The 13471-nt window shown below is 32.6% G+C and carries 9 protein-coding genes; 3 read left to right on the top strand and 6 right to left on the bottom strand.

Going from position 1 to position 13471, the window contains the following annotated elements:
- Positions 1 to 140 precede the first annotated feature (140 nt).
- From HM981_RS04240 to HM981_RS04215, 6 genes are all read right to left on the bottom strand, one after another.
- A complete protein-coding gene (locus HM981_RS04240; RefSeq protein ID WP_179337328.1) occupies positions 141 to 5717 on the bottom strand; it encodes an alpha-2-macroglobulin family protein in 5577 nt (1858 codons plus the stop codon).
- A 590-nt stretch (positions 5718 to 6307) separates the two neighbouring features.
- Entirely contained in the window at positions 6308 to 7330 is a 1023-nt protein-coding gene (locus HM981_RS17535) for a DUF6090 family protein (RefSeq protein ID WP_179336532.1), read from the bottom strand.
- Between the two features lie 60 nt (positions 7331 to 7390).
- Positions 7391 to 8173 carry a DUF6090 family protein gene (locus tag HM981_RS04230; RefSeq protein ID WP_179337327.1) on the bottom strand — a complete coding sequence of 261 codons (783 nt, stop codon included), beginning with the start codon at positions 8171 to 8173 and terminating at the stop codon, positions 7391 to 7393.
- Complete coding sequence (locus HM981_RS04225; RefSeq protein ID WP_179337326.1) at positions 8170 to 8889, bottom strand: DUF6090 family protein; 720 nt, start codon at positions 8887 to 8889, stop codon at positions 8170 to 8172. The genes HM981_RS04230 and HM981_RS04225 overlap by 4 nt, the downstream gene beginning before the upstream one ends.
- A 41-nt stretch (positions 8890 to 8930) precedes the next feature.
- The gene (locus tag HM981_RS04220) at positions 8931 to 9266 is read right to left on the bottom strand and encodes a hypothetical protein (RefSeq protein ID WP_179337325.1); all 336 of its coding nucleotides are present in this window, start codon (positions 9264 to 9266) and stop codon (positions 8931 to 8933) included.
- 23 nt (positions 9267 to 9289) lie between these two features.
- On the bottom strand, positions 9290 to 10060 hold the full coding sequence (locus HM981_RS04215) for a DUF6090 family protein (protein WP_179337324.1): 771 nt from the start codon (positions 10058 to 10060) through the stop codon (positions 9290 to 9292).
- A 286-nt stretch (positions 10061 to 10346) separates the two neighbouring features.
- On the opposite strand from HM981_RS04215, the gene amaB reads away from it, so the two are divergent.
- The 3 genes from amaB (at position 10347) to HM981_RS04200 (ending at position 13400) form a co-directional block, all read left to right on the top strand.
- Positions 10347 to 11900, top strand: coding sequence for an L-piperidine-6-carboxylate dehydrogenase (gene amaB, locus HM981_RS04210; RefSeq protein WP_179337323.1), 1554 nt, complete (start codon positions 10347 to 10349; stop codon positions 11898 to 11900).
- 122 nt (positions 11901 to 12022) lie between these two features.
- Positions 12023 to 12718, top strand: a complete 696-nt coding sequence (locus HM981_RS04205; RefSeq protein WP_179337322.1) for a carboxypeptidase-like regulatory domain-containing protein — start codon at positions 12023 to 12025, stop codon at positions 12716 to 12718.
- Positions 12696 to 13400, top strand: coding sequence for an outer membrane beta-barrel protein (locus tag HM981_RS04200; RefSeq protein WP_179337321.1), 705 nt, complete (start codon positions 12696 to 12698; stop codon positions 13398 to 13400). Before HM981_RS04205 ends, HM981_RS04200 begins: the two co-directional genes overlap by 23 nt.
- Positions 13401 to 13471 lie beyond the last annotated feature (71 nt).

Raw genomic sequence — 13471 nt, 5'->3', positions numbered from 1 at the left:
TCGACCGACAAAGGTTTAGTTTATGTTTGTTTTTTTGTTATGTGAAACGTCATTGGGAAGCTGACTTTTTGGTTAGCTGTGGCAATCTATTTCTGGTTTGTCTTACACTTCGTGAGATTCCTGCTTTTAAAGGAATTTGGTTACTTTTCAACAGTCACCCATTCTCCTTTATTCCTAACCAAATAATCATCATTATCATACATGGCTTCGGCTTGTGCTCCTGGTAAATAATAAGTTCCTAGGTAAGACGCATTCAACATTACAGAAAAAGTTTTGGTGCCATTTCTACCTTGTCTACTCATATCAAAATAGAAGTTAACACGATCATCTCTTATATCTGTATATCTCGCATTGCTCACAGTAGTATCTCCAAAATCGGTAAATCTTGTGTTTACAATATCCCAACCTGATGGAAAAATTTGAGTTAAAGCCACATCATTAACATTATCACTTGTTAAGTTTGAAATACTCACTGTTGCCACAAAATCTTGTCCTTGTTGTAGTTTAGAGACATCAATTTTATTGCCTTGTAAATCTTTATAAACCGTAGAGATTGATAAGCCACGTTGTTCTACTAATTCTTCGCCTAATTTTAGTTTCCCAGAGTTAAGAATTCGCACGTAAACCAGATTATCTTTTCCATTAGTCATAGTGATTTGGTTTGCACCATCGTTAATTGAAATATTGCGTTGTGCAATACCATTTTTAGTGTCAATAGTTTCTGTTTTGCCATTGATTTTATAGGTCAATTTTAATTCTTTACCTCCATTTTGAGTAATCATTTTACCCATAGCCAATAAATTATAAGCTGTGGTTTGTGTACTCATCCAACGATCACTAGCTAAGGATTTTGCAATAGATTTAGCTAAATTGGTTTTCTTAGAATCATTAGTCAATAACATTGTTTCTAATGCCATAGCTCTATTTCTATATATGGATCCATAGGTGTAATTATCACCTTCGGGACTTTGAAAATCTATATTTGCTGATTTTGAAATCGCTTCACTCGCTTCTTTTTGTCCTGCTAAAGCATAAGCAGCAGCTAACCTCCATTTTGCATCGTTAGAAATTTCATTGAATTCTCTTAATCTATTCATACTTGCTAAATCTGGACTTCCAGCTAGAGCTAAAGTGTATAAACGATAAGCTTGAGCAAAATCGCTGTGATACGATTTATAACTTGGTCTCCAATTACGAGCGGCTTGTCTTTGGTAGGCAATCCAATTACTCTTAAATGTTAATGGCAAAACGAATCCTTTTTTCTCTGCTTCAATCATATAATGACCAGCATAACTTGTTCCCCAATCATTAGATGTGCTTTCTCCCATCCAATATCCTAATCCTCCACTAGAATTTTGAAAACGTCCTAAGCGCTTAATTCCGTTTTCAATATTACGTTGAATTTGTTGCTTTTTTTGATCTGTTAAATCGAAAATATCGGCTAAGAATAATTGTGGAAATACACTAGATGTGGTTTGCTCGACACAACCATGTGGATAACGAATTAAATACTCCATTCGTTTTGTAAAATCCATTGGTGGTAATGTTGAAAATTCAACCGTTGCTGAGTTTGTTCCTGCAACTCCAAAAGTGGTAATATCTAGAGTTTGTTCTGCATTTTCTTGTAATTCTGCATCAATAACACGAGAGGTAAAAGGGTTTGGGTTTTCTACATCAATCTCAACTTTGTAAGTTGATTTTTCTCCATTTCCTGTCGCGATAACTTCAATTGTATTTATGCCGTTTACTTTGGTAACGTCTAACTCAAAATAAACCATTTTTTCATCTGGTTTACTAAATTGAAGCGATTGTGTTGCGCTTCCTTTTACGGTAATGCCATCGCTAACTTTTACGGAAAGCGTAACGTCTTTCACTTTGTTCTCCATAGCAAAAACGGTTACTGGCAAGGTTACTTTTTCACCTGGACTTAATTTACGTGGTAAGGTTGCTAAAACCATTAATGGCTTTTTTACTTGTACTGATTTCTCTGCACTTCCATAGGCTTCCATATTATTGTTACCTGCAACAACCATAGCTCTTACAGCACCAATATAATTTGGCATTTTTAGTTGATGTGTTTTGGTTTGGCCTTTATCTAAAAGGAAAGGGCCCAAATACGTCACCACAGGCTTAAAGCGATTTGCTTTTTTGTTTTTTCCGCCTGCTGCACTGCCATCTCCACCAATAGCAAATACTTGATCTATACTACCAGAATACGCTCCGATAACATCATCGAAAATATCCCAAGTTTTTACGCCTAAAGCTTCGTGAGCGTAGAAGCTATTCCAAGCATTTGGGGTTTTAAAACGGGTTAAATCTAAAAGCCCTTCTTCTACAACAGCAATAGTATATGTCATGGCTTTGTTGTTCTTTTCTGATACTTTTATCTCGTAAGATTGCTCTGGTTGAATCACATCTGGCATATTCAAAACAGGTTCTAACTTCGTTTCTGGATTTTCTACCATCATTGGAATCACTCCATATAAACGTATTGGTAAATCATTAGATGTGATGGCATGCGGTTGCAATAATGAAATATTGATAAACACATTTGGTGCCATGTCTTTTGTCACGGGAATATCAATCGTAGTTTCTCCTGGCTTTGTTTTTACCCATTGATGTTGTAATACTTCAGTTCCATTTTCAATACTTATTAAAGCTCTGCCTTCGCTACCAGATGGAAAGGTTAGTTTTGCAGTGTCACCAACATTATAGTTGTCTTTGTCTGTTGAAAAGACTAACATTTTTGCCGCTTCTTTATCACCTGAAGCTGAATTAGACCACCAATTTTTATAGAAATAAGCAGTACGTCCTGTGGCATGACCACTTACAGGATCTACAACTCTAATTAAATAGCGACCACGATCACTTTCTGGAATATTGAGTTTAAAACTCGCTTTTCCGTTAGCATCAGTATTTACAGAATATTGTTGTACAGGTCTGTGGTAATTACTGGATACGTAGCTTGATAGGTTGTCGTAAGAAGAATTCCACCACCAGCGCCATTCAATTTTATAAACTTTTACTTCTAAGTTTTTACGTTGAATTGGTTTGCCTTCAGCTGTAACTGTAGCAATATCAAACGTTTGATTTTCGTCTGTAAAGAAAGAGCCATAGTTGTTCCCTTTTGGAGATTGTAGGCCAACGAAACTTTCATAAGGTGCATAAGGCATTGTGAATGCATCGAGAGAGAAATCACCTCCGTTTTCAAACGCTCTTACTAGAAATTGAGCAGTTAACATACCTGGAGCATTCTTTCCGATATTTAATTCGGTATCCACTTTGGCGTTTCCATCGGCATCTAAATAACCTTCAAAAACATTAGTTTCTTCTGTACTAAAATTTTTGGTTGGATCACTAAACGTATAGTTTTTATAGCCTTTAAAACTGGTATAAGCTGTTGTGAATTTTGCTTTTATTTCAGCTTTTAAATTCTTTGCTGGTGCTCCGTGTAACCAAGTTACTTTTAAGTCTCCTTCCAGAGGTTTGTTGTTGGTTAAGACTTCATCTTTAAAATCTATTTTTATTTTTAATCTATTAGGTTTAACGGTTTCAATTTTTAAGCCTTTAGAAAATGAAGCTCCACCAACAGACACTTTAGCATTGTAGTTTCCGGTTTTGTAATCTGGAGATGTTGGTACTGTAAAGTCATAGAAATTATTGATATTATCTATAGATACTTTTCTGTAAACTAATTTACCAACAGGATCTGTAATTTCTAGTTTAACAGGATGACGCTTTGGTAGTTTGTTGGCTTTGTCATTAAGCATAAAAGTTAAAAATAAACTGTCTCCTGGTCTCCAAACACCACGTTCTCCGTAGATGTAACCTTTTAATCCGCGTTGCAATCTGTTTCCAGACACATCAAACTTACTTAGCGATAAAGAATTACCATCAAAGAGCTTAACATAACTAACATTTTTTCCTTTTGAAACTATAGCAAAAGCAGCACGTTTTTTAGCATCGATTTCTATAATACCGTCTTTATTGGTGTTGCCATTTGCTAATTCTTGTTGTTGGTAGTTATATAAAGTCACTTTTGCATTGGCTTCAGGATCTGTAGTTAGAATATTTGTTACAGCAAAGAAGTAGTTGTTGTCATTACCTTGTTTTGCAATTACGCCAAGGTCTGAGCTTATTAAATTCTGAGAAACCGTTCTGTTTCCATAGTTAAAATAAGAATCTGTACAAGGGTTGTCTCTTTCTCTATAACGATAGTTTGTGTTTCTATAACTGTAGCTTAAATTATCCCAATAACGTTCTTCGCGAAGTTCCTCTTCTTCAGCAGTAATGTCTTCTGAAGTTGAAAAATCCTCTTCGTAATAATCATCGTAGTAATCGTCTTCATCCACATCTATAGTTTCAGAATTTGATGTGCAATCGTACAATGAATAGTCCTTTTTAAAGCCCACTTCTACTCTGTAAATAGCGCCTGGATCTGCTTGTAAATATTGAGATAAATCGATGCTATAGGCTTTCCACTCTCCAGTATTTAAGTTTTCATCTTGAATAAGCGTCATGGTTTCTTTTGCAATACGGCGACCAACTTGTTTTATGGAACCTTCGTAATTGCTATCCATATTGTTTTCTTGCAAAAACTGAAGCACATTATCTTCAAATATTTTGATAATTCTTACATCTACTTTACTCAGGTTTACAGCTTCAAAATTGAATTTTAAATCTTTTGAATTTGGTAAAATTGAACCATTACTAATTAATCTGACTTGAGGTTTTAATTCTTCAAAAGTTAAGGTTTGTGAGTAGGCGTTTTTAAGCTTAAAACCGTCGGTATTTTTAATACCTGTGAATACATCTACTTTAATAGCACCAACTAATTTAGTGTCTGGATACACTTTTAACACGTTTCCGTCTATGATGTATTTTGGGTTTTTTACATTTTGAATAGTAACTAAGCCTGCAAAGTTTTGTTGTTTTTTTAAAGGATCGGAAAAGTTAATAGATAAATATTGTTCTGGACTTTGAACCACCTGTGTTTCTATAATTGTAAAGTTGTTTTTCCCAGGAATGTTAATGTAATTCTCTCCTTTATTTTCGGCATTAATAGCTTTTCCGTCCCAATACACATCAATTTTACTGTCTTCTATCTCACGTTTGATGCTGTCTATTCTAAATTCAAAATATTTAGAAGGTTCTGAGGCTTCTAACCAAACTAAATCTAAATCTTTTTTATTTTGTTTAGCAGAGACTAATTTTTTAGCATCTTTTAAGTTAATAACATCAGAAGAACGTAACTGACCCAAAACGTATTGCCATTCTTTGCTATACGATTGTATGTTGTTAGTCATTATACTAAAACTTGGAGTAATGGTTTTGAATTGAAAGGTGTAATCTTCAAATTCTGTTGGAGTGGTTTTGTAGATGTCTCCTAGTTTTAAAGTTACCGCATATTCTGTTGCTGGTTCTAATGGTTCGTCTGGAGTAAAAAGTAAAGTGTGTTTATTAAGTGCTTTTAATGTGCCTTGAATATGAGGTTGCGTTTTAATTACATTAGCATCAATTTCTTGATCCATTTCCCAACCTTCAACGTCTTTTGCAAGATTAATTTTAATTGGTGTTGTTATTGAAACTACGCCAGAAGTGGTGTAACTGATGTAATCTCTGTACTTAAAAATATTATCCGTTTCTACAGGCTTTTTTTTACAAGAAAATACCAAAGTTAGAATAAGAAGTAGGAGAAGGTGCTTTTTGATGTTCATGGTATTGATGGATTGAGTGTGAAACTTCGATTAAAAAGAAGAGTAGGTACTTTCTTGTTAATTAAGTACGCTCACATTTTTAGTTTTAGACGTAGGCTAATTGTTAAATTGGTCTTAAAGTTAAGAAATGTTTGCAGATGAGTTAAGGAAATTGGAATAGAATTCTTACGGAATTTAATTTTTTTATTTCTATTCAAACGGTTTATATATTTCGTATTCAGCTATGCTGTTTGAGATAGTTTTAAAATTACATTAATTATATATTTTTAATTTGGATGTTGTTATTAATATTTACTAGTGCAGCAATTAAAAATAGTTGTAAACTAGTAGATTATCTTGCTAATGGCGTATTTGAACTATTTGGATATTTTGTTTTTTATAATGATATTTTGACGAATTTTTCTAAAGAATTTAATCATTCTGTTTATCTTTTTTTTCTTGTTGAGCTTTTTTATAGAGTTGGAACAAGCGTATGCCTAATCTTGCGAAAAGTATTATGGTTATCACCATTACAATGTCCATTCCGTTCATTTTTGTGCTAATTAGTGTTTTAAAAAATTATTACGGTCTTAGATGCTTAAAGAAAGATACTATTCTATTTTTATTAATTCAGCTTCTCCATCATCATATTTTGCTATGATTTTTACAACTTGGTTTTTATCATTCTTTACTAATGTTGATGTTGCTTCTTCATCATACAACTCAGTAGTACTTTTATAATAGAGAAAAATAGTATTACTACTGTTTACAATTGTTAGCTCTAAGCTGTATTTACCTGCTTTTATTGTAATAGGCTCATTTAGAGGCATTAATTCGCCTGTAGGCGTTGTGAATTTTACCATTTTGTAATTGCCTATAATGGCCTCTAGATCTTGTGGTGTTGGTTCTATTAAATGATGAGGTATAAAATCTGGTAGTGTTTTTGGGTAACCCGTTAGTTCTGCAATAGTTCTATAAACGTTACTTGCGTTTTGATTAAAACTAGAGATATGCCTACCTAAATTATCAGATGCGTTTCTATAAATGTATAGGTCATTTTTATATAATGAATCATTTAAAAAAAAGTGTATCGCATCATCACTAATATTTTCGTAAAGATTATAAAACCAAGGCTTTGATGTGGCAAGGTTATCCATTAAACGATCGGTAACTTTATCTATCCTGATGTCGAATTTATCAATTTCGTACTTATTGTAGGTATAAATTTCATTTAGAGGTGAAATTAATTCTTGATACTTCTCTGGTATATTATCTATATTATCGGTTAATTTTTTATACCCATTATTATGAATTTTAAGGTGAAAAGCGTTCATAGCAACATATATGAATTCATGCCTATTAGCACTTAAATAATTTTCTCGTGTTAATTTGTTGTCTAAAGCCAATTGTATTATCGAGTCTCTTTTGTTATAGTAAGTAAACAACGCTTTAGATTTAACAATATCTTCTTCTAAATCTTTTTGTATCTCTTTTAAAATTGTTGCTATCTTGTTTTCGTTTTTACGTTTTTCGTTCCAATTATTGATTTGAAGCGCAATGAGAATCCCAATCACCACAAGGACAATTTCTCCGATGGCATATTTGAAATACTTGGATGTTTTGCCTGTTTCCATGAGGTTGTATCTTATTTTTCTAAAAAATTTTATCATGTTTAAACTTTAATTTTAAAGATGTTATATCTTCTTTTCTAAATAATCATTTATGAGTTTTATTGTTGCTTTGCCTTTTTCGTAGAGGGTAGTTCTAACTTTGTTACTGTACAAAATGTTTTCTTTCATTAACGTTAAATCTTTAAGTGCTTCTTTTTTTTGTTCTTCATTTAAATTTTCATAAAAATGAATGATATCTTCATAAGTTACCGCGTTAGTATTTGAATTCCATCTTGGTGCCATTGAAGCCTCTCTTAAAAATGCATTGTCTGTATAATCATTTATCCTGTAATATGCACTTGTCTGTAAGGCAACGTAGATGTTTTCTTGTTTTATAACTTCTTCTACTTGCTTATAATAGTTCTGTATACTTTCTCTTAATTCCTCTGAAGCGATTAGCGCTAGCTTACCAGAAAATTTCATTTCATTAAATACTACGTCGTTGCCTTCAAACCAGTTGGTCCCTTGAACTTTACTTAGAGCCGTTAAGTAAGCTTGTTGATTTGATGTAATTGAATTAGTCTTTTGTATACGCATTATCTCGGTAAATGCATCTAGTTTTAATGTGTCTGTATTGAGATGCATCTCAAGTTCTACTTGATCTTTATTTAAATCCTTTAGAATTCTTTGCAGATAGTTTTGTTCGTATTGGGTATTCTTTCTGTTTTCGTTCCAATTATTAATCTGAAGTGCAATGAGAATCCCAATCACCACAAGGACAATTTCTCCGATAGCGTATTTAAAGTACTTGCTTGTTTTACCTGTTTCCATAAGGGTGTATCTTATTTTTCTAAAAAATTTTATCATGGTTTTAAGTTTAGCTCTGAATTAAATAAATTGGTTAAGCGCTCTCTCATGGCTTTAAATTCTTTTAAAATTGCCTTTTGGGTAACAAGCATCTCTAACTTAAGGGTTATGATATTCCATGCTTCTAAATTATTAAATAGCCATTCAAAATCTGTATCAGGTCCTCCAGATACGAGGCTGGTTTTATACCTATCTAGAGCAATTTGTGAGTAATTAAGATGCTTGTTTATAAAAGGCTCTATGGTCAATACATATTGATCGCCTATTCCTTTATCAAGAGCCTTAAAGCGGTTCAATTGAAAACTAAATGCTTGCAACTCTTCTTTAATTTTGGTGTTATTTACTTTAGCTAAATAGCCTTCATTCATAAACTCTTGAACAATTGGATAATTAAAACTATTGACCCAAGCTGTACCCAATGCACCTAGGGTTTTTTGCAGAGTTGGTATAGAATCTTTATTGTTAGAACTTAATATTTCGAGCGTTTTTCTATTTAGCATTACTAAACTATCAATGCCAAGAATTAAATTGTCTAGATCGTTACGACTACTTTCTAACTCTTCGTGCATACGTTCGTAGTAATTGCTTAATGTGAGTTTTTGAAGACGTTTTTGATTCCAATTATTAATCTGTAGCGCAATTAGAATTCCAATAACTACAAGTACAATTTCGCCAAAGGCGTATTTGAGGTACTTACTAGTTTTGTTTTTTTCCATAAGATCGTAGCGTAATTTTCTAAAGAAGTTTATCATTACTATTAGTAAAGTGTTTTATCTAAAGTCATATCTAAACGTTCTTCCATCATACTAAAACTGCAATCCGAAAAGAATATCTTATACATTTCTCTTCTAAAAGCAGCAAGTTCCATTTGGCTGTAATCGTGGTTGTTAATGACCTTTTCAATTTTATCTAAACGCTTTTTTTTAGAATGGCTATGGAATTTTTTATGCATTTTAAGAAAGGTTTTTTTAGATGTTTTGCTTTGTATCATGTCTAACTCTTCTTCAGTTTCGGTTTTATCTGCATTAGCACAGAGTAGCATAATGTAAATTTGTAATTCAGTTTTGGTCCAGTTTGGTTTTTTGTTTTTCATGATGTGATGTTTAATTAATAGCTTTATTTGTTTTCTAACTCGTGTTCAATTTCAATTAGAATAGTTTCTATTTGCGATTTTATGCCGCTAAATAATCGAGGTCCATTTGTCGCTTTGGCTAACAAATAATAATCCACTAGATAATTTTCGAATTCTATAGAATTAAAGATGTCCTTGTTGTCTGTCTTTGTAGAGATAGATTGAAACTGTAAATCAATCATATTTAAATCTGTAACAATAGTTCTAGCGCTACCGTTTTTAAAGAAAAGACTTGTTAAATTTCGTTGTGTAAAATCAGCATCATTTACTTGCGTGCTTAAATGATTTATTGTGCTTTCAAAAGAAGCTAGATCTTCTCTTAAGTTTTTATTTAAAATGATATTGAGTTTACCAGAACTAATGACGTCATTTAAAACTCCTGTTGTTGGTGTATACTGAATATCACTGCCTAAAATAGGTCCAAGTAATTGAGAGATTGTCTGAGGTTTAATGGTGTCGAGCACATTTTTGTTGAATAAAGTCAAAACTTTTTCTAACGTTTTTATGCGCTGTTCATTGACTTGAATAGCGGTATTTATTTTACTCAAATTTGTTTCAAATTCTGATTGAAGAGAGCTTAGGTATTCTTGTTCTACTTTTCTCTGAGCATTGAAGTTGTTGTTGTTATTAATGCCTAGTGCAATGAGAATCCCAATGACCACAAGGATAATTTCTCCAATAGCATATATTAGATATTTCGAAAATTTGTTTTCGGTTAGAAGCCGTTGCCTAAATCGGCGGAATAGTGTAATCATTTACGTTCTTTAGCTTGAAAGTAAATTAGGTCAATGGTTGTAGTTGAGGTTGGTTAACTGTTTGTGTTTAAAGTTATTAAAATGTTACAAATAATAGCTTCACATTGTGTTTTAATCTTAAAAAAAATATATATCGTACTAAATTAAAAAAAAATTAAAATCTAATTTATGACATAGTTACCCAAGAAATATTAGGGTTTTATTTGCTACAGATGCTTTAGGTAAAGCTGATTTTTTATTAGTAACTTCGCATGAAAATCTAATAATTCATAAAAAATAAGTAAATATGGAAGCAATTGCTACCGATTTCGGAATAAAAGAAGCTTTAAGCCAGTTAGGTGTAAAGGATATAAATGAAGGAACTTCTACGGGTTCAAATAATTTTTCTAATGGAGATATTATTGAATCTTACTCGCCTGTAGATGGAAAATTAATAGGGAAAGTAAAAACAACGACAAGAGCAGATTACGATAGAGTAATGGATGCGGCAACTAAGGCATTCTTGTCATTTAGAGATATGCCAGCACCACAACGTGGCGAAATTGTACGTCAGTTTGGTAATAAATTAAGAGACTTAAAAGAGCCTTTAGGGAAGTTGGTATCTTATGAAATGGGTAAATCTTTGCAAGAAGGTTACGGTGAGGTTCAAGAGATGATTGATATCTGTGATTTCTCAGTTGGATTGTCTAGACAATTAAACGGTCAAACCATTCCATCGGAACGTCCAGGTCACGTAATGAGAGAGCAATGGCATCCAATTGGAGTTGTTGGAATTATCTCTGCATTTAATTTCCCTGTCGCAGTTTGGGCTTGGAATACAGCTTTAGCTTGGATTTGTGGTGATGTTTGTGTGTGGAAAGGTTCTGAAAAAGCACCTTTATGTTCTATTGCTTGTCAAAATATAATTGCAGCAGTTTTAAAAGATAATAATTTACCAGAAGGGATTTCTAATATCATTAATGGAGACTACAAAGTAGGTGAAATGATGACTACAGATCATAGAATTCCTTTAGTATCTGCTACAGGATCTACAAGAATGGGAAGAATCGTTGGAGCAAAGGTTGCTGAACGTTTTGGAAAATCTTTGTTAGAGTTGGGTGGTAACAATGCCATTATTATTACACCAACTGCAGATTTAAAAGTGGTAGTTCCTGGTGCTGTATTTGGTGCTGTTGGAACTTGTGGACAACGTTGTACTTCTACACGTCGTTTAATTATTCACGAATCAGTTTACGATAAAGTAAGAGATGCAATTGTTGGTGCTTATGGACAATTAACTATTGGAAATCCTTTAGATGAAAAAAATCATATTGGACCATTAATTGATAAAGATTCTGTAAACACGTATTTAGCGGCGATTGAAACAGCAAAAGCAGAAGGTGGAAACGTTTTAGTTGAAGGTGGAGTTTTAGAAGGTGAAGGTTACGAAAGCGGTTGCTACGTAAAACCAGCAATCATCGAAGCAGAAAACCATTTTAAAATTGTTCAGCATGAAACATTTGCTCCAATTTTATACTTAATGAAATATTCTGGAGATGTAGAAAATGCTATTTCTAAGCAAAATGGTGTGGCTCAAGGTTTATCGTCTGCAATTATGACTAATGAATTAAAAGAGGCAGAGAAATTTTTATCTTATGCTGGTTCAGATTGTGGAATTGCTAATGTAAACATCGGAACTTCTGGTGCTGAAATTGGTGGTGCTTTTGGTGGAGAAAAAGAAACAGGTGGTGGACGTGAGTCTGGATCTGATGCTTGGAAAGTGTACATGAGAAGACAAACAAATACAATTAACTATTCGGATGAATTGCCATTAGCGCAAGGCATTAAGTTTGATCTTTAAACTGAAGTTAAGTTTTTAAAAATTATAAAAGCCATATCGAAAGATGTGGCTTTGTTTTTTTAACATTGTAATACGCAACCTTTTCTTACAAATTGCATCTTTATTAAAACCGATCTATTTTTATGAAACTACTATTTAAATTCTTATTAACAACGTGCGTTCTCATGACGGCCTTAAGTTGTGAGGTGCATCTTGAGGATAATACCAGGATTTTAGTTGAAGGCACAATTATAGATGAAAATAATTCACCTATTTCTGATGCAAAAATCAGTGTTCTAATTAAAAGAAGTAATTACAGTGAAGGAGAAAATCAGTATGTTATAGGCGAAGGTTATAGTAATGCTGAAGGTGAGTTTTCTGTTACATCGTTATATGATAAGGACGAAGATTTTGCAATTGAAATTCATGGAGGTGAAGATTATAGTACTTATGTCTATAAAACGAATACTTTAGAGTATACACCTTTAGATTTAACGTTTAATCTAGAAACTGTAAGCTTAAAAAAATTAGCCACCTTTAACTATCATATTGAAAGAACAAGTGGAGAAGCTAATACGCTTAGGTATACTTTTAAATATATTGAAGGGTTCTGTTTAGAGTATTATGAAGGGACAACACTTAATGAGTTTCAAAGTTCGTGTTATCAAGAACAAGTGGTAAGTCAATTTCTTAATGATAGTAATCCTGATATAGAATGGTTATTAAGTATCCCATTTGGTGGCGTTGTAGAGTTTACATATGCTATAAATGACGAGCCAGAAATAACAGAGTTTATTACAATAAATGAAGACAACTATGACTTTACGTTCACTTATTAAGGCCGTTTGGCTCATTGGTATATATTTCTTTTGTCTTATTGGTTTTGCACAAGAAACCTCTTCTAATAGCGAGTCTGAAACCAATTCTAAAAGTACTTTTTTTGATTCAAAAGAACGTCAGCGATTTTTTGCAATTATGATTGGTGGACATAAACCTTTCACGAGTGGAGATAATTTTATGGGAGAAGGTTTAGAAGGTAAATCTGGAATTGATTTTAAAGTGCAGATGTATATCTACAAACATTTTTTTATAGGACTTTCAACAGGTGCTAGTTATTTCAATGTCAAAAATCAGGAACTTTTAGGCGCGTACAAGAAATCTAGGATTGCAGAAAATTATGTTTACATAGGATATGAGTTTTTTCCAACAGATAAATTAAGATTAGGACTTAATATTTCTATTGATAGTGATTTAGATTATAAAAACACGGGTTTTAGTACGTCTGATATTTCTGAGCAGAATGATTCTGCAAAGTTAAATCGCTATGGATTATATCTCAATTATGAATTGTCGAAGCATTTTATGGTATACCTAGATTATGGTTACAACGAGAGTAAAACCGAAATTGTTGTACCAGCTGAATTGGATAATTTCTTTAAGAAAGGAAAATATAGTACTATAGGTTTAGGTCTCGTTTTTACAATTGGAAGTCGTGATTTGATATCTCGTTTTGTAGATTGATAAAAAAATAAATAGTATTATACTTGTTGATTTTCAATTATATAGTTTGTTTTTGAAAATAATTAGACATA

The sequence above is a fragment of the Winogradskyella ludwigii genome, assembly GCF_013403985.1.
GTDB lineage: Bacteria > Bacteroidota > Bacteroidia > Flavobacteriales > Flavobacteriaceae > Winogradskyella > Winogradskyella ludwigii.
This window is presented reverse-complemented; position numbering and strand designations above follow the sequence as displayed.

Bases quoted from the DNA above. Each gene is read 5' to 3' on its own strand.
- HM981_RS04200 (WP_179337321.1), top strand. From the start codon at position 12,696: ATGACTTTACGTTCACTTATTAAGGCCGTTTGGCTCATTGGTATATAT.
- HM981_RS04225 (WP_179337326.1), bottom strand. From the start codon at position 8,889: ATGGAAAAAAACAAAACTAGTAAGTACCTCAAATACGCCTTTGGCGAA.
- HM981_RS04220 (WP_179337325.1), bottom strand. From the start codon at position 9,266: ATGAAAAACAAAAAACCAAACTGGACCAAAACTGAATTACAAATTTAC.
- amaB (WP_179337323.1), top strand. From the start codon at position 10,347: ATGGAAGCAATTGCTACCGATTTCGGAATAAAAGAAGCTTTAAGCCAG.
- HM981_RS04230 (WP_179337327.1), bottom strand. From the start codon at position 8,173: ATGATAAAATTTTTTAGAAAAATAAGATACACCCTTATGGAAACAGGT.
- HM981_RS17535 (WP_179336532.1), bottom strand. From the start codon at position 7,330: ATGGAAACAGGCAAAACATCCAAGTATTTCAAATATGCCATCGGAGAA.
- HM981_RS04215 (WP_179337324.1), bottom strand. From the start codon at position 10,060: ATGATTACACTATTCCGCCGATTTAGGCAACGGCTTCTAACCGAAAAC.
- HM981_RS04240 (WP_179337328.1), bottom strand. From the start codon at position 5,717: ATGAACATCAAAAAGCACCTTCTCCTACTTCTTATTCTAACTTTGGTA.
- HM981_RS04205 (WP_179337322.1), top strand. From the start codon at position 12,023: ATGAAACTACTATTTAAATTCTTATTAACAACGTGCGTTCTCATGACG.